17 protein-coding genes and 1 tRNA gene are annotated in these 23,969 nt (G+C 61.4%); 4 read left to right on the top strand and 14 right to left on the bottom strand.

From position 1 onward, the window contains the following. Window positions 1–76: 76 nt before the first annotated feature. The 9 genes from ACZ1JM_RS06335 to ACZ1JM_RS06375 all read right to left on the bottom strand — a co-directional run bounded on the left by ACZ1JM_RS06335 (window position 77) and on the right by ACZ1JM_RS06375 (window position 13,838). Entirely contained in the window at window positions 77–1,495 is a 1,419-nt protein-coding gene (locus tag ACZ1JM_RS06335; RefSeq protein ID WP_465133993.1) for an efflux transporter outer membrane subunit, read from the bottom strand. After that, complete coding sequence (locus ACZ1JM_RS06340; protein WP_465133994.1) at window positions 1,492–4,692, bottom strand: efflux RND transporter permease subunit; 3,201 nt, start codon at window positions 4,690–4,692, stop codon at window positions 1,492–1,494. The genes ACZ1JM_RS06335 and ACZ1JM_RS06340 overlap by 4 nt, the downstream gene beginning before the upstream one ends. 7 nt (window positions 4,693–4,699) lie before the next feature. Next, on the bottom strand, window positions 4,700–5,866 hold the full coding sequence (locus tag ACZ1JM_RS06345) for an efflux RND transporter periplasmic adaptor subunit (protein WP_465133995.1): 1,167 nt from the start codon (window positions 5,864–5,866) through the stop codon (window positions 4,700–4,702). A 258-nt stretch (window positions 5,867–6,124) separates the two neighbouring features. Next, a complete protein-coding gene (locus ACZ1JM_RS06350) occupies window positions 6,125–8,194 on the bottom strand; it encodes a glycoside hydrolase domain-containing protein (protein ID WP_465133996.1) in 2,070 nt (689 codons plus the stop codon). Then, a complete protein-coding gene (locus ACZ1JM_RS06355; RefSeq protein WP_465133997.1) occupies window positions 8,191–9,378 on the bottom strand; it encodes an SGNH/GDSL hydrolase family protein in 1,188 nt (395 codons plus the stop codon). The genes ACZ1JM_RS06350 and ACZ1JM_RS06355 overlap by 4 nt, the downstream gene beginning before the upstream one ends. Window positions 9,379–9,389: 11 nt before the next feature. Further along, window positions 9,390–11,738, bottom strand: coding sequence for a TonB-dependent receptor (locus ACZ1JM_RS06360; RefSeq protein ID WP_465133998.1), 2,349 nt, complete (start codon window positions 11,736–11,738; stop codon window positions 9,390–9,392). Further along, window positions 11,641–12,186 carry an STN domain-containing protein gene (locus ACZ1JM_RS06365; protein ID WP_465133999.1) on the bottom strand — a complete coding sequence of 182 codons (546 nt, stop codon included), beginning with the start codon at window positions 12,184–12,186 and terminating at the stop codon, window positions 11,641–11,643. Before ACZ1JM_RS06365 ends, ACZ1JM_RS06360 begins: the two co-directional genes overlap by 98 nt. Window positions 12,187–12,271: 85 nt before the next feature. Continuing rightward, window positions 12,272–13,264, bottom strand: coding sequence for a FecR family protein (locus ACZ1JM_RS06370; RefSeq protein ID WP_465134000.1), 993 nt, complete (start codon window positions 13,262–13,264; stop codon window positions 12,272–12,274). Beyond that, window positions 13,233–13,838: an RNA polymerase sigma factor gene (locus ACZ1JM_RS06375; RefSeq protein WP_465134001.1), complete on the bottom strand. Its 606-nt coding sequence runs from the start codon at window positions 13,836–13,838 to the stop codon at window positions 13,233–13,235. Before ACZ1JM_RS06375 ends, ACZ1JM_RS06370 begins: the two co-directional genes overlap by 32 nt. A 186-nt stretch (window positions 13,839–14,024) precedes the next feature. On the opposite strand from ACZ1JM_RS06375, the gene ACZ1JM_RS06380 reads away from it, so the two are divergent. Next, window positions 14,025–14,936: a S1/P1 nuclease gene (locus ACZ1JM_RS06380; RefSeq protein WP_465134002.1), complete on the top strand. Its 912-nt coding sequence runs from the start codon at window positions 14,025–14,027 to the stop codon at window positions 14,934–14,936. An 815-nt stretch (window positions 14,937–15,751) separates the two neighbouring features. On the opposite strand, the gene ACZ1JM_RS06385 is transcribed toward ACZ1JM_RS06380, so the two are convergent. The 5 genes from ACZ1JM_RS06385 to infA all read right to left on the bottom strand — a co-directional run bounded on the left by ACZ1JM_RS06385 (window position 15,752) and on the right by infA (window position 17,926). Continuing rightward, window positions 15,752–15,827: transfer RNA gene (locus ACZ1JM_RS06385), tRNA-Phe, on the bottom strand. 100 nt (window positions 15,828–15,927) lie between these two features. Continuing rightward, entirely contained in the window at window positions 15,928–16,095 is a 168-nt protein-coding gene (yacG, locus tag ACZ1JM_RS06390; RefSeq protein WP_465134003.1) for a DNA gyrase inhibitor YacG, read from the bottom strand. Next, window positions 16,092–17,066 (bottom strand): ribonuclease, encoded by a 975-nt coding sequence (locus ACZ1JM_RS06395; RefSeq protein WP_465134004.1) that lies wholly within the window; start codon window positions 17,064–17,066, stop codon window positions 16,092–16,094. Before ACZ1JM_RS06395 ends, yacG begins: the two co-directional genes overlap by 4 nt. Further along, window positions 17,059–17,700 carry a Maf family protein gene (locus tag ACZ1JM_RS06400; RefSeq protein ID WP_465134005.1) on the bottom strand — a complete coding sequence of 214 codons (642 nt, stop codon included), beginning with the start codon at window positions 17,698–17,700 and terminating at the stop codon, window positions 17,059–17,061. Before ACZ1JM_RS06400 ends, ACZ1JM_RS06395 begins: the two co-directional genes overlap by 8 nt. After that, the gene (infA, locus tag ACZ1JM_RS06405; protein WP_465134006.1) at window positions 17,675–17,926 is read right to left on the bottom strand and encodes a translation initiation factor IF-1; all 252 of its coding nucleotides are present in this window, start codon (window positions 17,924–17,926) and stop codon (window positions 17,675–17,677) included. The genes ACZ1JM_RS06400 and infA overlap by 26 nt, the downstream gene beginning before the upstream one ends. Window positions 17,927–18,134: 208 nt before the next feature. On the opposite strand from infA, the gene ACZ1JM_RS06410 reads away from it, so the two are divergent. From ACZ1JM_RS06410 to ACZ1JM_RS06420, 3 genes are all read left to right on the top strand, one after another. Next, complete coding sequence (locus tag ACZ1JM_RS06410) at window positions 18,135–21,263, top strand: TonB-dependent receptor (RefSeq protein WP_465134007.1); 3,129 nt, start codon at window positions 18,135–18,137, stop codon at window positions 21,261–21,263. Window positions 21,264–21,299: 36 nt separating this feature from the next. Further along, a complete protein-coding gene (uvrC, locus tag ACZ1JM_RS06415; RefSeq protein WP_465134008.1) occupies window positions 21,300–23,261 on the top strand; it encodes an excinuclease ABC subunit UvrC in 1,962 nt (653 codons plus the stop codon). A gap of 90 nt (window positions 23,262–23,351) precedes the next feature. After that, a complete protein-coding gene (locus tag ACZ1JM_RS06420) occupies window positions 23,352–23,966 on the top strand; it encodes a hypothetical protein (RefSeq protein ID WP_465134009.1) in 615 nt (204 codons plus the stop codon). The last annotated feature ends 3 nt before the right edge of the window (window positions 23,967–23,969 follow it).

Genomic DNA, 23,969 nt, shown 5'->3' on the forward strand with positions numbered 1-23,969 from the left:
CAGGTCAACTGCCGAGTTGCCCGCCCGTTGCTATCTCGTAACGAAGAACCCATTCAATCATGCGCCGTTTAAGCGCCTATCGCTGTGTCGACGCGATCGCCTGATCGCCTCCAAGAACACGATATAGCGTTACCCGGTTCGATGCCTGCTGGCGGCGCACGGCGATTTCCGATCGGCGGGCAGAGTAGAGGCTGCGCTGGGCGTCAAGGTTGTCCAGCGAACTGCTGATGCCGCGACGATATGTCGCCTCGGTCAGCCGTGCCGTGTCCAGCGCCGCATTGGTGAACGCTGAAGCGGATCGCAGGCGCTCGCTGAGCGTGCCCTGATCGGCCAAGGCATCCGAAACCTCGCCGAACGCGGTCTGGATCGCCTTCTCATAGGTGGCGAGGGCTGCATCGCGCTGCGCCCTGCTCACGGCCACGTTGGCCGTGCGACCACCAGCATTGAAAATCGACCAACTGCCGTCGGCCCCCAATGTCGTGGTGCGAGAGGCGTTGCTGAAAAGCGAAGACAGCGATGTGCTGGCAAAGCCGAGGAGGGCGCTCAACGAGATGGTAGGGAAGAGTTGTGCGCGGGCAACGCCGATGTCTGCGTTTGCAGCACGCAAACGGTACTCCGCTTCCACCACATCTGGGCGGCGCAGCAGGACTTGCGTGCTGGTGCCCGCGGGGACTTCGGCAAGACTGGCGTTCACTTCATCGATCCCGTCCGGCAGCAGCGCCTGATCGAACTCTGCACCTACCAACAGGCGGATAGCGTTAACATCCTGCGCCATCGCGGTTTTCTGGGTCGCGATGTCTCCCCTTGCGGTTTCGAGAACCTGTTCCGCCTGTCGCAATTCGGTTCGTGCCGCAACACCGCCTTCAAGGCGAGCGGAGGAGAGACGCACGCTGCTGGAGGCATTGTTGGCCGTGGCTTCGGCAATGGTGAGCAGATCGCGGTCCGCCGCGTAGTCCGCCCAAGCCTGCGCCAGGTCGGCGACAAGTCCCAGGCGGACGGTACGGGCGACGGCTTCGGTCGCCAAAGCGGTATCGCGTTGTGATTGCGTCGCGTTGGCCAGCTTCCCGAACAGATCGAGTTCGAAGCTGGAGATGCCGCCGCGAACGGAATACTGCATGCCGTTCAAACCAAACCCGCCGCCGGTTTCCTGGTCGGTGACAGAGCCTGTTATTCCGACAGCCGGGAACTGGTCGGCACGAACCACCCGAACTTGCGCGCGCGCGGCTGCCAGATTGGCCGCAGCGAAGCGCAAGTCGCGGTTATTGGTCAACGCCTGTTCGATCAGCGATTGCAGTCGAGGATCGCGAAAAATATCCTTGTACGAGACGACGGGTAACGATGCTTCGTTTTGGGCGAGATAAGCGTCGCCGACCGGCCAGGAGGTGGAAACCGGCGGGGTGGGCGCCACGTATTTCGGCGCGAGGGAGCACGCAGCAAGGGCGGCAGCAGGCAGGGCCGCCGCGATAAATTTCGCGCTTCGGGTCAGGAACATCATGCCGGATCCTCCGAACGATGGCTGCGATTTTTGAACCTTTCGCGCGCCTTGGCCAAGCCGTCGCGCACGCTGCGACGCACCAGCACGAAGAACAGGGGGATGTAGAAGATCGCCAGCAGCGTGGCTGTTAGCATACCGCCGACAACGGCAGTGCCAATGGCGATACGGCTGTTCGCGCCAGCCCCCGTTGCGAGAGCGAGCGGCAGGACACCGAAGATGAAGGCGAAGCTGGTCATCAGGATCGGGCGAAGCCTGATGCGCGCCGCTTCGATGGCAGCGTCGATGACGCGCTTGCCCTGGCGCTCCGCCTGCTCGGCAAACTCGATCATGAGGATCGCGTTCTTGGCCGCGAGGCCCATGGTCGTCAGCAGGCCGATCTGCAGATAGACGTCGTTTTCCAACCCCCGAAGGGTCACGAACGCGATCGCTCCCAGCAGACCAAGGGGAATGACAAGGATTACTGCAATCGGGATCGACCAACTTTCATAAAGGGCGGCAAGACACAGGAATACCACGAGAAGCGACAGCGCATACAACACTGGACCCTGACCGGATGACAGGCGCTCCTGATAGGACGATCCCGCCCATGCCACGCTCACGCCTGGGATCTGCTTGGCCAACTGCTCCATCAGGTCCATCGCCGTGCCCGAACTGACACCCGGGGCCGGTTCGCCTGAATATTCGAAGGCGGGCAGACCGCTAAATCGCGAGGTCGAACTGGGAGCGGTCGACCAGCTGATGGTCGAAAATGCCGAGAACGGGGACATCTGCCCATTCGACCCACGCACGAACCATTGCTCAAGGTCTTCGGGGCGTGAGCGGAACGGCGCGTCGCCCTGAACAAAAACGCGCTTCACGCGGCCTTTGTCGATGAAGTCGTTGACATAGGAGCCGCCCCACGCGGTCGAGAGCGTGGAGTTCACGTTCGCAGCCGTCAGCCCGTAAGCGGTGAGTGCGCGTATGTTCGTATCGACCTTAAGCGTCGATACGTCCGGCAAGTTGCTCAGGCGTACGCCCTGCAATTGCGGATTGGCATTGGCAGCCGCAAGCAATTTTTCGCGCGCTTCGGCGAACTTCTGCGTGCTCATGCCGCTTGCATTCTGCAGTTCGAGCGTGAAACCGGATGAGCTTCCCAACCCTCTTACAGCGCCAGGGACAAGGACGAACACTTGGGCGTCGCGCAAATTGCGAAACGCCGCTGTCGCCCGTTGGACGATGGCTGATGCACTATCTCGAGCTTCGGAGCGGTCTTTCCAATCGACGAGGTTGATGAACGCCTGGCCGCTATTCTGACCCGCTGCTCCCTGCCCGCCACCGGACAACGTAAACATCCCCTCGACATTCTTTTTCTCGTGAGTGGTGAAATACTTCTCGACCGCCCTCTGTACTTGTTCCGTTCGAGCACGGGGAGTGCCTGCCGGCAGTCGCCATTGGACGATGATGTTGCCCTGGTCCTCGTTGGGCAAGAAGCCCGTGGGCAGGCGCTGGAAGAGGAAGAACGTCGCGATGCAGGTCACCAGAAAGACAAGTAGCCAGCGCCATTTGTGTGCGACCGCCCTTTCGACCTGACGGACGTAAGCGTTGGTGGTCCGCTCGAACGTGCCGTTGAACCAGACGTGGAATTTCTCCCATCCCCGCGCCAGCCAGGGCAAATTACGTTCGATCCAGGTCGGCTTTTGGTCTTCTTCAGCGACCTTGGCCTTGAGCAGAGTGGCCGTGAGCGCGGGGCTGAGGATCAGCGCCACCAACACCGACAAGACCATTGCGGTCACGATGGTAAGCGAAAACTGCCGGTAGATAACGCCCGTGGATCCGCCGAAGAACGCCATCGGCAAGAACACCGCTGACAGCACCAGAGCGATGGCGATCAGTGCGACCTGGATTTCCTCCATCGACTTGATCGTCGCTTCACGCGGCGTCATCCCGGGATTTTCCTCGAGCAGCCGCTCGACGTTTTCGACCACGACGATCGCGTCGTCGACGAGCAGGCCGATAGCGAGCACCAGACCGAAAAGCGTCAGCGTGTTGATGGAAAATCCAGCGAAATAGAACACGGCGAACGTGCCCAGTAGAACCACTGGGACAGCGATCGCCGGGATCAGCGTGGCCCGCCAGCTTTGCAAGAAAACGAACATGACGATCACGACGAGAATGATCGCTTCGAACAGGGCCTTTTGAACTTCCTCAACCGAAAGCTTGATGAAATCCGTCGAATCGCTGCCGTAGATGTATTTCAATCCGTCGGGGAATCCGGCTGCGAACCGCGTGACCTCTGCCTTCACCGCTTCAGCGGTGCCCAAGGCATCCGAACCTGGCGACAGCGAAACTGAAATGCCTGCGCCCGGATGGCCGTTGACGCGGCTGATCGTGCTGTAGTTGTCCGCGCCGATTTCCACGCGAGCGACGTCGCCGATGGTGACGGTCGATCCATCCGTGTTGTTCTTGACAACGATATCGCGGAATTGCTGCTCGGTCTGAAGACGGGCGCCTGCGGTCACGACGGCGTTGATGGCTTGCCCTTCAGGTGATGGCAATCCACCGATTTCGCCGGCGGCAACTTCGGTGTTCTGAGCCTGGATAGCCGATGTTACATCGCTCGGCATCAGTTGGACGGCAGCCAGCTTGCGCGGGTCCAGCCAGATGCGCATGGCGTGCGGCGCACCAAACACGTTGACGTCGCCCACACCCTGCACGCGTGAAAGCGAATCCTGCATATTGGACGTCAGATAGTCTGAAACATCCTGGTTCGATCGAGTGTCGGTCTCGTCGTAGACGGCCACCAGCAACAATTGATCTGCGTTCGATTTGGTGACGGTGACGCCTTGCGCCTGAACCGTTTGTGGCAAGCGCGGCAAGGCCGATTGCACTTTGTTCTGGACCTGAACCTGCGCAATGTCAGGATCGGTGCCCTTCGCGAAAATGACGCTGATCGATGCCTGACCACGGTTGCTGGACGTCGAACTGAAATACAGAAGCCCATCGATGCCAGTCAGCTGCTGCTCGATGATCTGGGTTACCGAATTTTCGATCGTCTGCGCAGAGGCGCCCTGATAGTTCGCCCGGATGTTAACCTGCGTTGGCGCAATATCGGGATATTGCTCGTTCGGCAGGAAATTGAGCGCGCCGATGCCGGCAAGCATGACGATGATCGCCAATACCCAGGCGAAGATCGGACGATCGATGAATATGCGGGACATGCCGGGCTCAGCCGCCCTTCGCCGCGCCGGCCGACGGATCGTCCTTTATCTCACTATCCTTGGGAGGGATCACCTTTTGCGGAGAAGAGCTGGGAACAGGCTTGATTGGAGCGCCCTGGCGCAATCCGTTCAACCCTTGCACGATCACCTTGTCACCCTTTTTGAGACCAGCGGTCACCACCGCATTGGTCCCATAAGTGCGATCTGACGTCACCTTGCGCCGCATGGCCTTATTGTTCGGTCCAACCAGCATTAGATAGGCACTACCATCGAAGTCGCGCTGCACCGCGTTCTGGGGCACCAGTATCGCATTCGGGTCCGACGCCTGATTGAACATGGCGGTCACGAACATGCCAGGCAGGAGGACACCCTCCGGATTCGGGAAGCGGGCGCGCAAGGTGACCGTGCCAGTTTCGGGATCGACGGTGACTTCGGAAAATTGAACAGTGCCCGACTGGGGATAACGCGCGCCTCCGGCAAGTTGCAGCGTGACTTCAGTGCTTCCGGGCTGAACCCCGCCCGATGCCAGACTGCGACGAAGTTCAGTCAGGTCCGCTGCTGACTGCTGCATGTCCACGAACATCGGGTCCATGCGCTGGATTATGGCCAGAGGATCCGCCTGGCTGCTGCTTGCCAGCGCGCCGACAGTGATCAGCGACCGCCCGATACGGCCGCTGATCGGCGCGGGGACTGTCGTGAAACGCAAGTTGATACGCGCAGTATCGAGAGTGGCCGCATTCTGGGCGATCGACGCCTTGGCGACGCGCGATTCCGACAGCGCGTCCGTATAGTCCTGTTTGGCGACTGCCTCCATTTCAGCGAGTGGGCGCAGGCGGTTTGCTTTTACCGAAGCGGCTTCCGCCGTCGCGCGTGCACTGGCGAGGTTGGCTTGGGCCTCGTTCACTGCAGCCCGATACAAACGCGGATCAATCTCGAACAGCGGCTGCCCTTCGTTCACGAAGCTTCCTTCCGTGAAAAGGCGTCGCCGAATGATGCCTGCAACTTGCGGCCGCACTTCGGACGTTTCGAATGCAACGGTCCGTCCGCTCAGCGTCACAGGCAGCGGTACGTTAGTTGCCCCGGCCACAATGTAGCCCACGGTCGGGGCAGGGCGCTGCTGCTCCTTTTTGTCCTTATCGCCCGAGCACGACGACAGGACCGTCAGCCCCAACAAAAGGAGACCTAGGCGAAAATTCTGTTGGGTTCGGAGGACTTTGGGCAGATTGATTTTCAAAGCGCACGCTTTCGTGAGTATTGCCTCGTCCTATCGAAGCAATGCCCGATGCTCGCAAGCACGCATTTCAACCCTGCGACAATTTGTGACCGGCCAAGGTGTCAAAAGTCGTCACGCTGTCGCTGATCGACAGGCCGATAGGTTTGCAACGCAGAAATATGAAAAGAAGTGATGTGCGAGGCGGATCGGGAGACGCCGTTAATTCGAATTTGTTCGCAGCCTGCCGCCTGCCATGAGTGTTTGATGGTCAATGCTCATCGCCGGAAGCACCTCCCCATTCCAGTGGCCCTCGATGTTCGGGATGCGGTTATCAACCCGCTCGATCGTGATGCGGTGACCGTCTTGGGGGCGGATGATTGATTGCCAAAAAGCCGGAGTGGTGATCACGTATTCTGGTTTTCCGGGGGTTAGAGGATACAGGCCTAACGATGCCCATACGTACCATGCTGCCATCCCTCCGGCGTCATCGTCCATGCCATCGGCATAGCCTGCGGGAGCCAAGGCAAAGCTACGCCCTTGCCAAGGGGCGGAGCGCTTGCCGGCATTCGTGTACCAATGGTCGATGGGTCGGTTCAGGATGCTGTCAATCAGCTCGGCAGTTTTCCCGGGCCGCCCAGCCACCGAGAACAGGAATGGCGCCTGGATGTCGGGCTGGTTAGTCATGTTGAACAGTCCCCGGTCGAAGAACCGATCAAGTTCGCGATTGAAGCGCGCTGGCCCAAGCCCTTGGTTTATCACCCAGTCGAGGTCGAACACGGGTGCCCAACGATACTGCCATAACGTGCCCTGATAGAGCCCCCGCGACTTTACGATGTCGAAATCGGGCGTCACTTCTTCAAAGACGCGCTTCCATGTCGTCCGATAGCGGAGAGCTCTCTCGCGTAGCCACGTCGCGAGCGACGTATCGCCGAGATCGTTGGCCAGTTCAGCTGCTGCCCAGGCGTCGTAGGCTGTTTCGATCTGTTGATCTGGCGCTTCGTTGGGCAAGTCGTCTAGTTCCTTCACCATCAAGGGGAGGATCCGGGATGCGTCGAAACCGCCGATGCCCTTTCGGTGAAAATCGAGCAGGGCGACGCCAGCATGTTCCGTGCGCACAGTGATGAAAGGCTCATGCTGCGTGGCCCACTGTGCTTTACCGGCGATGTAAAGTTCCGCCAGCGAGGCGGCAATGTCCGCCGATCGGTGGCGATCGAGCAGTGCTATCAACGGCAACTGCGTGCGATAGTTGTCCCAGACAGCCCAGCCCGCATATCGGTGATGCCCTGCTGGAACGCGATGCAGCGTGCCATCCGAGCGTCGATAGCGACCGTTTTCGTCGTCTATCCTCGCCGGGCTCTGCAGGACGCGGAAAAGGTGGGTGTAAAAGAGCCGGGCGCGCTCGTCGCTTCCAGGGACCTGCACTCGGCCAAGTTCGTGCGCCCATTCCTGCCTGGCTCGTTCCTTGACCTGCTCCAGCGAAAAACGAGCGACGCCGGCTTGCAGGACGTTGCGGGCCGACCTCGTATCGACAACCGAAAGTCCGGTGCGCAGTTCGATGCGGTCTCCTGCAACCACGGGTAGATCGAAGGCAAGGCGCCCCTTGTCTAGCGGCGTGGCTCGGGTGCTCACGGCCTTACCATTGCGGCGCAGCATGCTTGCGAACGAGAGGTGGTAGGTTCCTTTCTCACACACGGTGCCCGCGGACATACTTCCGCGCAGGTCGCCAGCCTCTTGTCGGTCCCATTTTGCATTGTAGCGCCTGGTATAGCTATGACGTGGATTCAGAATGACACGGACGGTGCCGGCATGCGGCATGGTGAAGCGAGAAAGACCCACAGCGCCCACGGCCGCCAGTTCGGCGCGTATGCCTTCGCCATAGCTGACGCCATACCATCCGGGACCGGCTTGTTCGGACGCCTTGTTCATGGTCCAGGGCCCTGTCTCTCCGGCATAGCCGACCGAGACAAGCAGATCCCCGCCGCCGCCACCGCATCCCACGCCGACAGCGCGAGTATGGGAAAAGCCGACCAGTTTGTCGGCGTCGTAGTCATAGCCTGCGTGTTGGGCAGGGACCGTATCCGGAGAGAGTTGAACCATCCCGAAAGGCCCTGTCGCGGCGGGCGTCAACTGACCGTGGTCTCCCGCAGTTCCGACGAAGGGATCGACCATGTCAACGGGCGCGGGCGCCTCTTCGGCCCAGGAGGGGAGGGGTGTCGACAGCAATGCAAGGGACATGGCTAGTGCGGCGGTGCGCAGGTCATCCCGCCCGACAGAGGCGTTGGTAGTCAAGGTGTGTTCCGAAACAGAGAGAGCGGGATCGCCTTACCCATAGCCTCGTAGCCAGCATTGCCGGGATGCAAATGATCTCCGGAATCGTAGGGTCGCAGAACCATCGGCGGGTTCGAGGTATCGCGAATAGCGGCGTCGAAATCGATCACCGCGTCGAATTCGCCACTACGGCGAATCCAGGCGTTGGTCGTCTGACGGATGCCCTCCATCTCACGGGTGAAGGCTTTCCAGCCGAACCCAGGAGTGATCGTCCCGCCGTATATCCGGATGCCTTTCGCATGGGCTGCAGCGATCAGCTTTCTGTATCCGGCAATAAGGTCCTCGGCGACCACGGACGGCTCTCCGTCCAAACTAGCGCGCCAGATGTCATTCACGCCTTCCAGCACGATCAGATGCGTGACGCCTGGGACCGAGGCAACATCGCGCTCGAAACGGTCGATCGCGGCGGTGCCGCGTCCGTCGCGCAGAAGGCGGTTGCCGCTGATACCCATGTTGACGACGCCGCACCGTTTACCCTCGCGCTGATCGACCAGCCTCTTCGACAGAATGCCAGGCCACCCGCGCCAATCCGTTCGCGTACCGCGCGCACCTTCGGTGATCGAGTCGCCCAAGGTCACGATGGTACAAGGGGTGGCGGGACTTTGGACGATCAGTTGCGAGATCAACGGTCGGATATTGACGGCCTCCAGTTTCTCCCCACGAGCATCGATCGTGCCGGGCGCAAAGGCAGCCGGGAAGCCGGCATTTCCGGCGACGGTGGTACTTGGGGCCGAGGTCACGATTTCGACGATCAGATCTTCCCCCGCCCGGACTCCGACGGTTGCCGGATGTGTGTGGAGGATCTTCCCTCCGGCGACCGCCTCGGCGGGATCGAACTTGACGGGGGTGCGGCTCGATCCGTCCATCGCGAAACCGTCTTTCTGTGCAGCGCGGGCGACGGAGATTGTCGCGATGGATAGCGGAATCGCCCCTTCGGGGTTGGTCAGCACCAATCGCAACGCATCGCCAGACTGACTGGGGCGGATGCGGTATCGGTAAGTTCCCGCCGGGTTCTCAGCCCGGACAGTCCGGGTGGCGGGGGACGTGGCGTATCCCCACGCGCCACCCCATTCCTTTGGTGCCGAGGCTGATGCGGGAAGGGCAAGGGATGTGGCAAGTAACGCGGCACTGGCAAGGAGCTTCATGGTCACGATCCTCAGAACTTGAATCGCAGGGCTGCCGAGTAAACCCGACCTTCGAAATAGACGCGGTCGGTAAAATCCTTGCTGCCCCAATAGGCCCTTTGTGGGCGATTCAGCAGGTTGGTTCCGTCGACCGTCACCGAGAGGTTACGGTTGATGTTGTACGTCGCTGATGCGGCCAGCCGTGAAATCGGGTACCAGTTCAGGTTCTTGCTGGGGTCGGTAAGGTTGTAACTGAGCGTGAAGTCGCTGCGCCACGACCATGCCACCTTCGCGCGGAAACGACCGTCGTCGTAAAACAGGCTGGCGTTGTAGCTGTGCCTGGAAATGCCCGCCGTCTGCCCCCTGAACGCGGCAGTGGCTTGGGTTGCAGGAAGGTTCTGTTGCGATTCGATATAGGTGTAGTTCGCCGAGGCGCCGAAGTGGCGCAGCGCGCCGGGTGCAAAATCAAAGAAGGTGTTCACTCCCACTTCCACACCCTTGATGTAGCCATCCCCGGCGTTGACGAACTTTGTCACATTTACAACGCCCAGCGCCCCTGGGATCGTTTCGTCTTCCACTGTAGTCCTGACGATGTAGCCTTTCACGTCGCGATAGAACCCGGCCAGCGACACTGAACCGGTGCGGCCAAAGTAATATTCCAGCGACAAGTCCCAGTTGGTCGAACGCACCGGCTTAAGGTTCGGATTGCCCGCGGTGGCAGTGCCCGTGTAATCACCGGAGGCGGCCTGGACTTGCACCAGGGCAACCGTTGGATTGAGATTGGAGAAATCGGGGCGGCTGAACGTCTTCGTCCAGGCACCGCGCAACTGCAACTCGGGTGTGAAGTGCACGACTGCGCTGATCGCGGGATCGACGTCGAGGTAGTTCTGGCGGCCATTGATCCGCTCGAAGCGGATGATCGTGCCGCCCGTCGTCGGCGTATTCTCGCGGATGCTCTGGGTGCCATTGATCGTGAGCCATGTGTTCACGATGCGCAGCCCTGCCACTCCGTCCACCGGAATGCCGGCTAGTTCGAAGCCATACTTGAACTGGCCATAGGCCGCGAAGCTCTGTTCCTTGCCGTCGAAGGCATTGATCGGATCATAGGCAGGGCGGCCGTTATCCGTGAAGTTGCCGGGCTTCAGCGTGCTGATGAAATTGTTCAGCGCGATCACGTTCGCTTCGCTGTTTAGATACGTCGCGTCGTAGCCGACCCAGCCCGTGGGGATCGCTGCATCATCCCCTTCTGGACGGCGGGATAATACGCTAGGAGTTGCTCCGCCCGGAAACACTGACATAGGCAGTTTCAGGGAATTTAGATCGACCAGGTTGGTTCCCGATCGGTATCGGGCGGTGCGCCGGGCATAGCGAAATCCGGTTTTGATGGAGCGGAAAAATCCAGTGCCGGTGTCCAGGTCCAGATCGGTGCGCCACTGCAATCCCTTACCCGTCTGGCGCTCTCGATTGTCCGAATAGGCACGGACATGAAACTGGTTGATGTCGCCCAAATTTGCCGAGGGGTAGGAATAGGACAGGCCGCCCCACTTGCCATCGCCTTGAAAGGTGACGTCTATCACTGGCGCCTGGTTGAACCCCAACAGGAACAACTGCTGATCGGTCTCGACACGTGAAGTGGTGTAGACCGCACTGGTGGTGAGCGTGGCGATGCCCGATTTGAAATCCGCCCCGAATTCGACCTGGGTGGTATCCAGCAACTGACGCGTATGGTTGGACCGGGCACCAGAGTTGGCGGTCGCGGTGAAGCTGGCGCTTTTGACGATCTTGGTCCCGTCGACCAGCACAACATTGCGCAGCACGGTATTCGCGGCGATGTTGGTCTGAAAGTCGGTATCGGTGTAGGTGTTGTCGTCGGTGACGTTGGTGGCGCGTAGATGCATCCCGAAGTTGTAGGCAGGACGCCACTGGATTTCGCCCGTCAGCACCGGGCGCTCGTAATGGCCCTTGGGATTCTTGGCGAGGATGCCTGTCGGCAAGCTATATCCGGCAGCTGTCGTCTGTGGGCCAAGGCTTTCGCGATACGACTCGTAATAGTCGCGGCGGGTGTAGCTCGCATTGACCATCACACCGATCTCGCCCGCGCCGGTGTCCCAATTGCCAGCGATCAACACGTCGCCGTTGTACATCAGCTTGTCGGCCTGATCGTCGTAGCTTCCGCGTACGGTCCCGGCGACGCTGATGCCTTTCTTGAAATCGAGCGGTTGGCGCAATTGCACGTTCACCGCGCCGCCGATGCCGCCTTCGATCAGATCAGGAGTAAGGGCCTTATAGACTTCGATAGAGCGGATCAGCGTTGCGGAAGACCTGGACGCCGGGCAAGCGCGCGAGCGCTTCGGTTGCGCTGTTGTCCGGCAGCTGGCCAATATCCTCGGCGGCGACGGAATCGACGATGGCGTCCGACTTGCGTTTGATGTCTCGCGCGGTGCTCAGGCTTGCGCGAAAGCCCGTCACGACAATGTCGTTGCTTGCAGAGACATCGCTGGGGACAGCCACACGCGCCTCACTCACCGCCACGCGGCGGAGCACGATGCGGGCGCCATCGTCTGCAGCGATTTCAAGGCCGGTGCCCCCGATCAGCAGGCGTAGCGCCGCGCGCGCATCCATGCGGCCCTTGACCGGGCGGCTGCGCAGATTGTCGAGCCCTTCACCCGGCGCCACGATCTGTACTTGCGCTTGCCGCCCCAAAGAAGCGATGGCACTTGCCAAGGATTGCGCGGGAATGTTGAACTGGCGCTCTTGCGCAAGCGCAGGACTGGCGATGGCGCAGGCGATGACGGCCATTGCGCAGCCGGAAACAAACCTCGAATGCATGTGTAACGATCCCCACCAGCGGCGCGTCTGCCGCTATTATGGGCTAGATGCAGTCCTACGGACGATCCTCCACTGCGATGCGATTTTATTTTGCGGAGAGGATGACGGTATGATCGTCGCTCGTTACGCGAAGGTTATGCGCCAGCGCGGCAGCGCGCGCGAAGCCGCCGGGATCGCTTGTTGAGAAAACGCCTGCGATCTTGAGCTCGGCCACTCGCGGGTCCTCGATCACGATGCGTCTGTCGGAATAGCGCGCATACTGCTTTGCCGCATCGGCCAAGGTAAGGCCGGTCAGATCCATCTCGCCCCGCTGCCACAGACCGAGCCGTTCGATTTCGCTGGCCGAAAGTTGCTCGCGCACGATCGGGCCGCGAACCGGCAGGGCGATGCGGTCTCCGGCTGCGAGCAGGACGGGCGCGGATCCGGCGGCCTGCACTTCCACACGTCCTTCACTCACGATGACGGCCACATCACCGATGTCTGAAAGGTGCACCACGAAACTGGTGCCTACAACCCGGATGCGCACAGCGCCTGCTTCGACGATGAACGGCCGTGCGGCGTCCTTGGCCACGTCGAAGTTGGCCTCGCCCGCTGACATGACGACCCGTCGTTCGCGCGGCCGCATAGCCACCGAAACTTCCGTCCCGGCATTGAGCGTCACGGCGGAACCATCCTGCAGCGCGGTGCGGCGCACTGTGCCCTTGTCCGCCGTCAGCGTCGTATTACCGGTGACGTGGTTCAGCCCCACCGCGACGATCAGAGATGCTGCAATAGCGCCCGCCGCCCCGCCGAGCCACAGCCGTCGGCTGATGGAGCGCGGCGCCGGGACCACTGGCGTTCGGATCGCCGCCCAGGTTTCGTACTCCGGAATCTCGCGGTCGACACCCAGCGCGATCGCACGATCTAAATAGGCGTTGGCAGCCATGGCCCGCGCGAAGGCGCCGGCATGACGTGTATCCGCAGCCACCCAGTCATTGAATTCGGCCTCATCCTGGGAATTCAGCGCCCCTGAATCCATGCGCAATGCCCACTGCGCGGCCCGCTCTTCAAGCGCGTTCACACTGTCGGGACTGTTCACCGTTCTCGCTGTCGTTTCGTTGGTCACGCGGACTAGATGCCGCATTGCGCCCATTTCCGCCACGTCCGATTGAATTCGTCAGCATCGCCAGAGCCTTGACCATATGTTTTTCGACGGTGCTCTCCGCGATGCCAAGGGTTTCGGACACCTGCCGCTGACTAAGCCCGTGAAGCTTGCGCAGAGTGAATACTTCCCGGCATCGATCAGGCAATGCCGTGATCGCAGCGGATACCTGCGACAATTCCTGCCGGTCCGCGACGACCCGTTCGGGGCTGGGCGCGTCCTCGGGAATGTCCAAGGCCTGCGCGTTCATGTGAAAGTCGATCGTTACGATCCTGGCACGTCGCAGGTACTGGAGCACAACTGATTTCGCTACTTCGAACATGTAGGTGCGAGCATTGCGGATGTGGTCGATCCTCTCGATGGAAGCGAGAATCGCGTAGGTCTCCTGGACCACATCATCGACTTCCAGCCCTGCCGACACGGCGCGCGCGCCCAGCCACTGCCGTAGAGCAGATTCGTGCGGGAAGACGTTGCGTCCCAGCCAGGCAGCGCGTTCTCGAGAGAAAGACATCGCCGCAGCGACTATCTGGCGTTGATGACAGTTCCGATACACCCGCGACGATCTGCACAAAAGCTGATCGTCGGATGGAGGATACCGGATGCTCCCGGCATCTAGCCAGTGACCTTCCGTTGGCACTGATTAATGCCTGAGCGCGGACGGTGGTTTTCCTTTTTTTTATGTGGAACAGGTCGATCGATGTTGAAAATCACGAAACGCCTACGCAAGCCATTCTTCGCTTCGCTGGTAGTTCTTCTGGCGACAGCTACTCCCGCGCAGGCATGGACCCGTGCAGGGCACGCCGCCATTGGCTTTGTAGCCGAAGCTAAACTCAAGACCGAGAATCGCGCGGTATGGAACAAGATTTCCGAACTACTCGACGGGGCTGATTTCTACGACGAAGCCGTGGCCGGATGGGCGGACACGGTAAGAGAGACATATCCGAACGTGATCCACACTGTGCGTATTCCGGTGCTGGGAGTAGTTCCCGATGCATCCGATCCGGCCTGCATTGCCAGTCGGCCTCAGACCATCTGTGCGGACAAGTCGATCGCCTACTATGTGGGCGTGCTCAAGAACACCGCCAACACGAAGCAACAGCGGCAGGAAGCGGTGAAATTCCTTCTTCATCTGGTGGGCGATCTGCACCAGCCCCTGCATGGGTCCGAACCGGGTGGAGCACAGAATAAGGTGCTGATCCCCGGCGGTGTGCTGAATGGGGTTGTGAACGGCGTCGCGGAAACCACCGATATTCACTCTGTATGGGACTATGCGATCGTCAAGAAGCACGGTCTTACGGCGGTTCAGTTGGGCCGGGAGCTTTGGGAAGATGCATCACTGACCCCACCTACCGGCCTTTCGCCACGCGATTGGGCCGTGGAAAGCCGCAACCTTGCAAAGAAGTATATTTTCATCGATCCGGTCGTGCCCACCCCGAACGATGTTTATAAGGTCACCGCTTGCGGTGGTCGTAGTGGTATCGCCTGCCCCTCAGCTGCAAAGACGCTGCCTGCTGACTACGAAATTAAGAACTATTATCTCGCGTCGTATCGAATGAAGCAGGCAGGACTTCGGCTTGCGGAGCTTCTGGTGACAACGCTGGGATCTTGAGATCGGAATGAGATTTCCAGCTCGCCGGCGGGCTGGAAGTTTCCTTGCCGAGCCGACATTGGCAGTAAGCGCCCGGTGATCCTTAGAGAGAAGCCGCACGCGGGATCAAAATCTCCTGGTTCCATCCGTTTGACGATCTCTAGCCTGCGTGGATCTTTGCCGGCGTCGTTCTCAATTGGGCGCGCTACCGCTACCTCCTCTAGAGGCTGGACAGCTACAGCGGACTGCGTTGCGCCGTCTGGCGCGGGGGCAGGACAATCTGTTGCCGTCGACCAAGGCCTGGCGATCCAGCATCCTTCAAGCCCGGCCTTGCCCAATTCAATCTCCGCCGATGCCAATCTCGCTCGGTCCCACCGCGTTGGATTGATCCACACGCGCAGAGTACGTTTCGCTTCGTTGTACTGCCACCCGAACGGCGTTGTGCGTTCGCCCACTACCGTCCCTTCGCAGCCAAAAGGCAACACCAAGTCGAAGCGCCTTCCCGCCGCCGATCCTACCGCCTCTGGCAGTGGCCATCATGCACTGGTGGCATCGACTGCATCGGTCACCAGATCGATCAGTCCCGCTCGTTCTAGCGTCGGTAGTGGTGCGATGGCGCTTGGCGAAACCGGTGGCGCAGGGCGAGGCGTTGCAACGCTCGAAATGACCCTTGCAGGCGCAGGAGCCGTGGTGCGACCGATGAAAAAACCACCTCCGCCCATAAGGAGCAGCGCGATGTGAGGATGGCCAGCCCCCCGAATGTCTTTACGCAATAGCTTTGGCTGGTCTTCTCGTAGTGCGGGGGACACCTACGCAGCCCATCAATGTATGAAAAATGGTGCCCGGGGACGGATTCGAACCGCCGACACTGCGATTTTCAGTCGCATGCTCTACCAACTGAGCTACCCGGGCATTGTCTGGCTGGCGGCGTCTTCAGGGAGCAGCCAGCGGTTGGTGGCGGGCCTATGACGAAGCCAGCGCGCCTTGGCAACCCCCTAGTCGCCACAATAATTCAATCATCCTGTGAATTTTCCGGAAAAGCCGGTGCGCCGGGCAGGGCATAGCCATCTTCGAGCCATTGCAGAAGATCGCGGTCCCGGCACCGTTTGGAACACAAAGGCGTGTGCTCCGCCGAGCGAGGCTTGCCGCAGATGGGGCATTTGCGTTCGGATCTGGTCATGACGTCACGGCCTGCGCGAATCCGCCCAGGAGTGCAAGAGCACGATCCTCCTTCCAGCGGATCTCTCTCCCCGTGCGACGGCTGAGTTCTTCCGCCCATGGAGGGGCGACGGCTGCAATCACTGCCGGGTGCGCAGTAAGTAAAAGCGGCCCAGGTGGTGGCACCGCCTCTGCCTGCCTCAAGAGCAGGCGAGCGGCGGCCCCGGGGCGGTCTGCCCGAATCCTGTGGGCGATCGAGGGGCGCTCAAGTCGTGCAACAAGCTGGACGAACCCGAAGCCGTTCATCGCGGTATGCTGATGCGCCCAGTGGCCGAGCGCTGCGGCAAGCGCTTCATCCACCGCACGGCGATCGTCCTTGCCCTCTAGTGTCGGGAAATCGACCCCGATCGACCCGGCGAGGTCGAACCTGCCGATCGCCCGTGCAATTACCGGAACCGCCGCCAGGCACAACGCGCGGGGGGGGAGCGTGCCGTCTATATCGATCAGGGTCATCGCCGGGGTGGGCGAGATGACCAAGGAACCGCCATCGAAGTCGACGATGCCGTCCGATGCTTCGGCGACGATGTCGGGCCACGGGTCCTGGGGGAAACGTCGCACAGTGCGAACGACCGCGCCCCCGGCTTTCAAAATGCTTGCAAGCGTCGGCGCGGGCCGGGGATCCTGATCGGTGAGGCGAGCCTGCGCGCGTTTCAGTCTCCCGGTTTCTGCGATGGCGCCGCGCGTCACAACCACGCGCTGGCGGGATCCTTCGCTCGCAGAGATCGGAAGGCCATCGACCAGCGCTTCCTCGCCGCTATCGAACCGAACGGTCCCGCGCGACGATCCGGCGCGGCGGGAAACGAGGACGGCGTCCGCCACTTCGCCGGCGGCCAACCGGCCCGGCCACTCCAGCCTGGCAGCCAGTACATCGTCCCCGTCGACCAGGATCGCACGGACTTCGCCGATGCCTTCCTCGACGAGCCAATCAGGCAATGGCAAATCCGGCGGCACGCAAAAGCGCACGGGTTTCGAACAAAGGTAGGCCAACGACGCCGGAATGACTGCCGGAGATCGCAGCGATCAGACCTTCTGCACTGCCCTGGATCGCATATCCCCCCGCCTTGCCATGCCATTCCCCGCCAGCGATATAGCCGTCGATCTCGGCTGGATCGAGCCGTTTGAAGCGCACGACCGTTTCGCTGAGCCGTTCACGCAAAGTACCATCCGGGCCGATCAAGGCGATGGCCGAAAGAACCTGATGGCGGCGGCCTGATAGCAGCGATAGACACTCGCGCGCGGTGGCTTCGTCCTCTGCCTTTGGGAGAATGCGACGCCCACAGGCGACGACGGTATCACCCGCCAGTACGCATGCACCCGGGAACTGCGCGGCGAGCGCCTTCTCACGAGCCATGCGCCGGGCATAACCGCGAGGGACCTCGGCAGCGTGCGGCGTTTCGTCGATGTCAGCGGCGTGGATCGCATCAGGCGTGATGCCCAGACGCTGGATCAATTCGCGGCGTCTTGGGCTGGCTGATGCCAGCACGAGTTTGGGAATGGCTTGATCCTTGGAGCTGTGAGCCTGCGGTTGGCCCGGACCAGGATCAGCTGCCAAACTGACCGGGGCCACCGCGGCCGGGCATGAAACGATACGTAAGACGACCCTTGGTAAGATCGTAAGGCGTCAATTCGACCAGAACTTCGTCACCGACCAGCACGCGAATGCGATTCTTGCGCATCTTTCCGGCGGTATGGCCAAGAATCTCATGGCCATTTTCGAGCACTACACGGAACATGGCGTTGGGCAGCAATTCGACCACGCGTCCGCGCATTTCGAGCAGTTCTTCTTTCGCCATTGGCGACCGGGTTCCGTTGTCTGGTGTTGTCGCGCGGCGACATAACCGCGACTCACGCAAAATGGAAGCCTCCGCAATTCATCCAGGCGCAAGATACTTGCGACAAAAAGATACCGCACCGTGCCTTGTCGTCGAGCCGGGAGCCGGGCAATGGAGCGCAAGGGATAGGAACATCAGTTTTACCTTTGGCTTTTCGCGGAGATTGCAGTTGCGTTCCTTACCTTTGATCAGCCTCATCGCCTGTCTCTGCGCGCCCGGCGTCGCTTATGCCGACGAAGCGTCGTCTCCCAAAGTAGAGCGGGAGGACGACGAGCCGCTTGAAGTACAAGGCAACGAAATCGTCGTCACGGCGCCGCGTATCATGGGCCAGATCGACATTCCCCAACAGCCGATAGAAGTATTCACCGAAGACGATATCGCATCCTACGGTGTCGCTTCCATCGAAGAACTGCTCGACGCTATCAGCCCGCAGACGGGCAGCGGACGAGGGCGCGGAGACGGTCGCCCGGTCATGCTGCTCAATGGCCAGCGGATCACCAGCTTTCGTGAGATGCGGAATATCCCGCCCGAGGCCATTCGCCGCATGGAAGTGCTTCCCGAGGAAGTGGCGCTACGCTTCGGCTACGCGCCCAACCAGCGCGTAGTGAACATTATCCTGAAAAGCCAGTTCGCGGCGGTCACTACGTCCAATGAATACAATCGGCCGACGCGCGGCGGCTACGACAATTACGAACTGGAAGGCGGGCTGTTCAGCGTATCGGGGCCGCGGCGCTACAACATCAGCGCCAAGCTCGACCAGACCACCATGCTGACTGAGGCGGAACGCAGCATTGAACAGGATCCGTCCCGCCTGTCCCAAGTCGCTGGCGATCCCAACCCGGCGCAGTATCGCAGCCTTGCCGCCGCCGATTCGGAACTGAACATCGAAGGCACCATGACCCAGGGGCTGGGCGAGAATGGTCTGGCCGGATCGATAACCGCGACGGGTGGTTACACCCGGTCGCAGACGACTAGCCTTGCCGGGCTGGACACCGTGACACTATCCAACGGCGGACAGACCCTGAGCCGCACCTTGCCCGATCCGCTGACCACACGCTCGCTTTCCGATACGTTCGAAGGTGGGCTGGGCTACAGCTCGATGATCGGCGACTGGCAGTTCAGCGCCACCGCCAACGCCACCTATGTAGACAGCAACACGCGTGTCGACCGTCGCCGGGGCGAGGTGCAGACGCAGGATATTCGTGACGCGGTGGCGTCCGGCACGCTTGCCATCGACGGCGCGTTGCCATTCGTGCCCGGCGCGGGAGTGGACATCGCCAAGACCCGGCAGATCACCCTGTCCAACCTCGCGACGATTTCCGGCAAGCCCTTCCGGATGCCGGCGGGCGAGGCCAATCTGACCGTCAAGGCTGGCTACGACTACGATCGCTCCATGAACGAGGATACCCGCAGCCCGCAATTGGGCAGCGTGACGCTGAAGCGAGGGGATGTGCTTGGCGGCGTCAATCTTGCGCTGCCGCTGACCAGCAAGGGCGAGGATTTTCTCGGTGCGGTTGGTGACATTACGTTGAACCTGAGCGGCGGGCTGGACCATCTGTCGGACTTCGGCACGCTCAAGGACTTGAGCGCAGGGATTACCTGGTCGCCCACCGAAACCCTTACGTTCCAGGCGAGCTACATCGTTGACGAGGCGGCTCCCAAACTGACCCAGTTGGCTGCGCCGAACATCCTGACGTACAATGTGCCCGTGTTCGATTTCACGCGCAACAATACGGCGCTGGTCACGGTCACGTCGGGCGGCAATCCGGACTTGCGTAAGGAAACGCAGCGTGACTGGAAGATTTCGGCGCAGTGGAAGCTGCCGTTCCTGCAGCGCTCCAACCTGATCGTCGAATACTTCCGCAACCGCTCCAGCGATGTGACCCAGTCCTTCCCGCTGCTGACGCCCGCCATCGAGGCGGCGTTCCCGGGCCGGGTCACCCGTGACGGTGAGGGCAACCTTATCGCGATCGACCGCCGCGCCGTGACGTTCGATGAAGTGAAAAGTTCGTCCATGCGCTGGGGCATCAACTTGTCGGGCAGCCTTGGCGGCTCATCCGGCTCCGGCTCCGGCGGTGGTTCCGATCGTGGAGAGGGGGGGCGTTCGTCCGCGGCTGCACCCGCAAGCCAGCCGGTCGTCGGAGCGGCCGGGCCGATGCCCTCCGTGCAGACATTCGGCGGACAGACCTCGCCCGGTGCGGCACCGGGATCGGGTCGGACCTTCGACCCCGCGCGGTTTGCTGCCATGCGCCAGCAGCTCTGCGCGCCCGGCGCTGCGGAGCCGGACATCACGCAGCTTCCCGAACGCCTGCGGCAGCGTCTGACCGGACCGGACGGAAAAATCGATCCCGCCAAGCTGGCCCAATTCAAGAGCCGGGCTTGTGCTGCCGACGGCCAGGGTGCTTCCGGTCAGGGTGGGTTTGACCTGCAGCGGTTCGAACGCATCCGCACGGCCCTGTGCGCTGGAGGGAGCGGGCCGCCGGACGTCACCAGCCTGCCCGAACGTCTGCGCCAACGCCTTACCGGCGCCGATGGCAAGATCGACCCGCAACGCCTGTCAGAGATGCGCGCGCGGTTTTGCAGCGTCGATAATCCCGGCGCACCTGCTGGTCAGGTACCGCGAGCACGTGGCGGCGGTGGCAATGATACCAGTCCCGATGGTGATCGGGGTCCCCCGATGGCTGCAGGCGGCACGGACGACTCGGCTCGCGGGCCTGGCGGAACACGCGCGCAAGGCGCAGACACCGGCGGACGCGGATCACGGATGGGCGGAGGTTCGGGTGGAGGCATGGGTGGCCCCGGCGGTCGTGGTCGAGCAAGCCGCTGGAACCTAGCGGTATACCACACATGGCGGTTCACCGACACAGTGCGGATCGCGCCGGGCGTTCCGGTGCTCAACCAGCTGGAAGGCGATGCAATCGGCGCAGGCGGCACGCCTCGTCACGCGATCGAAGCGGAGGGTGGCCTGTTCAAGAACGGGTACGGCCTGCGCCTTAAGGCCGAGTGGGAAGCTCCCGCACGGGTCAACGGGTCTGGCCTGCCGGGAAGCTCCGACTTGCGTTTCGGCAGCACGTTCGATGTAAGCCTGCGCATCTTCGCCGATCTTGGCCGGAACGAGGCGCTGGTCGCCAAGATGCCGTTCCTTAAGGGATCGCGTCTTTCGCTGGTGGCGGACAACCTATTGGATTCACGCCAGCGCGTCACCGACGAGAATGGAGTGGTGCCGATCGCCTATCAGCCTGCCTACCGCAATCCGCAGGGACGGGTGCTGGGCATCGATTTCCGCAAGATGTTCTGAAGACACGCCTTTCAAGGTCTACCGATTTGCCCCGCCATGCCCTATCTGACGGGCATGGCGCGAACACCTGCCGGCACTCCCGATAACCCCCAGGGCACCGAACGCTTCCACGAGGAGCGGGCGACTTATACCGTGCGCGGATCCGAACAGCCCGACCTGCAGGCCGGCGTCGAGGTGATCCGCGATACGGTGCGCACGCTGCCGCCGCGTCCCGGCGTCTATCGCATGCAGGACGCGCGGGGCGACGTGCTCTATGTAGGCAAGGCTCGTGCGCTAAAGAACCGTGTCGCGAACTATACCCAGTGGGAACGGCTTTCCGGGCGACTTCAGCGGATGGTCAGCCAGACCCGCTCCATGACGATCGTCACAACGAACTCGGAAGCCGAAGCGCTCCTGCTGGAAGCGCAGCTGATCAAGCGCTTCCGACCACCGTACAACGTGCTGCTGCGTGACGACAAATCCTTCCCGTTCATTTTACTACGGGCCGATCACGCGTTCCCGCGCATCATGAAGCATCGCGGCGCACGGCGTGCCAAGGGCAATTACTACGGCCCGTTTGCCAGCGCCGGATCGGTGAACACGACGGTGAACGCGCTGCAGAAACTGTTCCTGCTGCGCTCCTGCACGGACAGTTTCTTCAGTCGTCGCGATCGGCCGTGCTTGCTGTATCAGATCAAGCGCTGCTCGGCCCCCTGCGTCGGTCGTATTGATGAGGCCGGGTACAACGAACTGGTTCAGGAAGCGAAGGACTTCCTTGGCGGCAAGTCCAGCGCGGTGCAGCGCAAGATCGAAGTGCAGATGGCGCAGGCAGCGCAGGATCTCGACTTTGAACGGGCTGCGATGTTGCGAGACCGCCTGCGCGCTGCGACATTCATCCAGGGCAGCCAAGCGATCAATTCCGAGGGACTGGACAACGCCGACATCTTCGCGATGGCTAGCAAGGGCGGTCAGGTCGGCGTGCAGGCGTTCTTTATACGGGGCGGGCAGAATTGGGGCCACCGGGCCTTTTTCCCGACCCACACCGAAGGACTGAGCGAGGAGGAAGTGATGCAGAGCTTCCTCGCGCAGTTCTACGAAGAAGTACCACCGGCGCGGTGCATACTGGTGGATCGGGTCTTACCCGAGGCGGACCTTATCAGTGAGGCGCTGCGCGAAGGGGCGGGCGGCAAAGTGGAGATTTCCGTCCCACAGCGCGGCAGTCGCCGCAATCTGGTGGCGCAGGCGACCCGCAACGCTGTCGAAGCGCTGGACCGGCGTCTGGCGGAACGCGGGACGCAGGCCAAGACGATGCGCGAACTGACTGATTTCCTTGAACTCCCGGACGTTCCGCAGCGGATCGAGGTCTACGACAACAGCCACATTCAGGGGACAAAGGCTGTGGGCGCGATGATCGTTGCCGGTCCTGAAGGCTACCTCACCAGCCAGTATCGCAAATTCAACATCAAGACCGCGCAGACCGACGACGATTACGGAATGATGCGCGAAGTCATGACGCGGCGCTTCGGTCGTGTGCAGGAGGAGGACCCCGAGCGGCAGGGCGGCACGTGGCCGGATCTCGTTCTGATCGATGGCGGGAAGGGGCAGATGAATGCAGTCAAGGACGCGCTGGAAGAACTTGGTATCGAAGACGTGCCGCTGATCGCCATCGCTAAAGGCCCGCACCATGGCCGCGATGGGCGGGAGGTATTTCACTTCCCCGATGGGCGGGAAAAGATGCTTCCGGTCAATTCGCCGCTATTGTTCTACCTCCAGCGGTTACGGGACGAAGTTCACCGCTTCGTCATCGGCGCCCACCGGGCCAAGCGGAGCCGGGCTATCAGTGCCAGCCCGCTGGACGAGATCCCGGGCATTGGGCCGGCCCGCAAGCGCGCGTTGTTGCTGCATTTCGGGACCGCCGGAAAAGTGCGCGCCGCCAGCCTGGCCGACCTTCAGCGAGCGCCGGGAGTAAGCGCCGCTGTGGCTCAGACGATCTACGACTTCTATCACCCACGCGGCTGAGCGGCACGAAAGTTACGGCGGGCAGAGCAACCAGAATGGCCGGTATTTGGTTCAAGATTTGGGACCTCAAATGCCACCGGAGAACGCCACGTGAATACCCTTAGCCCGCTTGTCATCATGATCGGCCTGACCGTGGTCATTGCGGTAGCGGCAACGCTCGTCATATTTTCAAGGCGGCGTCATTCGCATGAGTTGCGCGATCGCTATGGCGACGAATACGCGCGGACGGTGCAGCAAGCGGGCGGGGTCCGTAAGGGTGAAGTCATCCTGGAGGAGCGTCAACGCAGGATGGCGGGATTTGACATTCGCCCCCTTGCCCCGGGCCAGCGTGAGGCTTTCATCAGCGACTGGCTGATCGTCCAGGCGATGTTCGTCGATGATCCGGCCGGTGCCGTCAATCGCGCGGACGTGCTGCTGGCGAACGTAATGGTGGCACGCGGCTATCCTGTGGCAGAGTTCGAGCAGCGGCATGACGATCTGTCAGTGGATCATGCCGAAGTGGTCGCTCATTATCGTACGGCGAACACGATCACCAAAAGCCATGCTCGCGGTCAGGCCGGAACGGAGCAGTTGCGCCGTGCGATGATCCACTACCGCACCTTGTTTGACGATCTTGTCAATGAACCTGAGGATTTCAGCCCGGTCATCGAGAACCGCCAGGGCCGTATCTATGATTTGCGCAAGGAAAGCACGCGGCGTCCATAAAGA

The organism is Novosphingobium sp. BL-S-24 (assembly GCF_055521575.1).

Excerpts from the sequence above, each read along its gene's own strand:
- ACZ1JM_RS06335 (WP_465133993.1), bottom strand. The coding sequence starts at position 1,495 with ATGATGTTCCTGACCCGAAGCGCGAAATTTATCGCGGCGGCCCTGCCT.
- ACZ1JM_RS06340 (WP_465133994.1), bottom strand. The coding sequence starts at position 4,692 with ATGTCCCGCATATTCATCGATCGTCCGATCTTCGCCTGGGTATTGGCG.
- ACZ1JM_RS06355 (WP_465133997.1), bottom strand. The coding sequence starts at position 9,378 with ATGAAGCTCCTTGCCAGTGCCGCGTTACTTGCCACATCCCTTGCCCTT.
- ACZ1JM_RS06365 (WP_465133999.1), bottom strand. The coding sequence starts at position 12,186 with ATGCATTCGAGGTTTGTTTCCGGCTGCGCAATGGCCGTCATCGCCTGC.
- ACZ1JM_RS06375 (WP_465134001.1), bottom strand. The coding sequence starts at position 13,838 with ATGTCTTTCTCTCGAGAACGCGCTGCCTGGCTGGGACGCAACGTCTTC.
- ACZ1JM_RS06380 (WP_465134002.1), top strand. The coding sequence starts at position 14,025 with ATGTTGAAAATCACGAAACGCCTACGCAAGCCATTCTTCGCTTCGCTG.
- yacG (WP_465134003.1), bottom strand. The coding sequence starts at position 16,095 with ATGACCAGATCCGAACGCAAATGCCCCATCTGCGGCAAGCCTCGCTCG.
- infA (WP_465134006.1), bottom strand. The coding sequence starts at position 17,926 with ATGGCGAAAGAAGAACTGCTCGAAATGCGCGGACGCGTGGTCGAATTG.
- uvrC (WP_465134008.1), top strand. The coding sequence starts at position 21,300 with ATGCCCTATCTGACGGGCATGGCGCGAACACCTGCCGGCACTCCCGAT.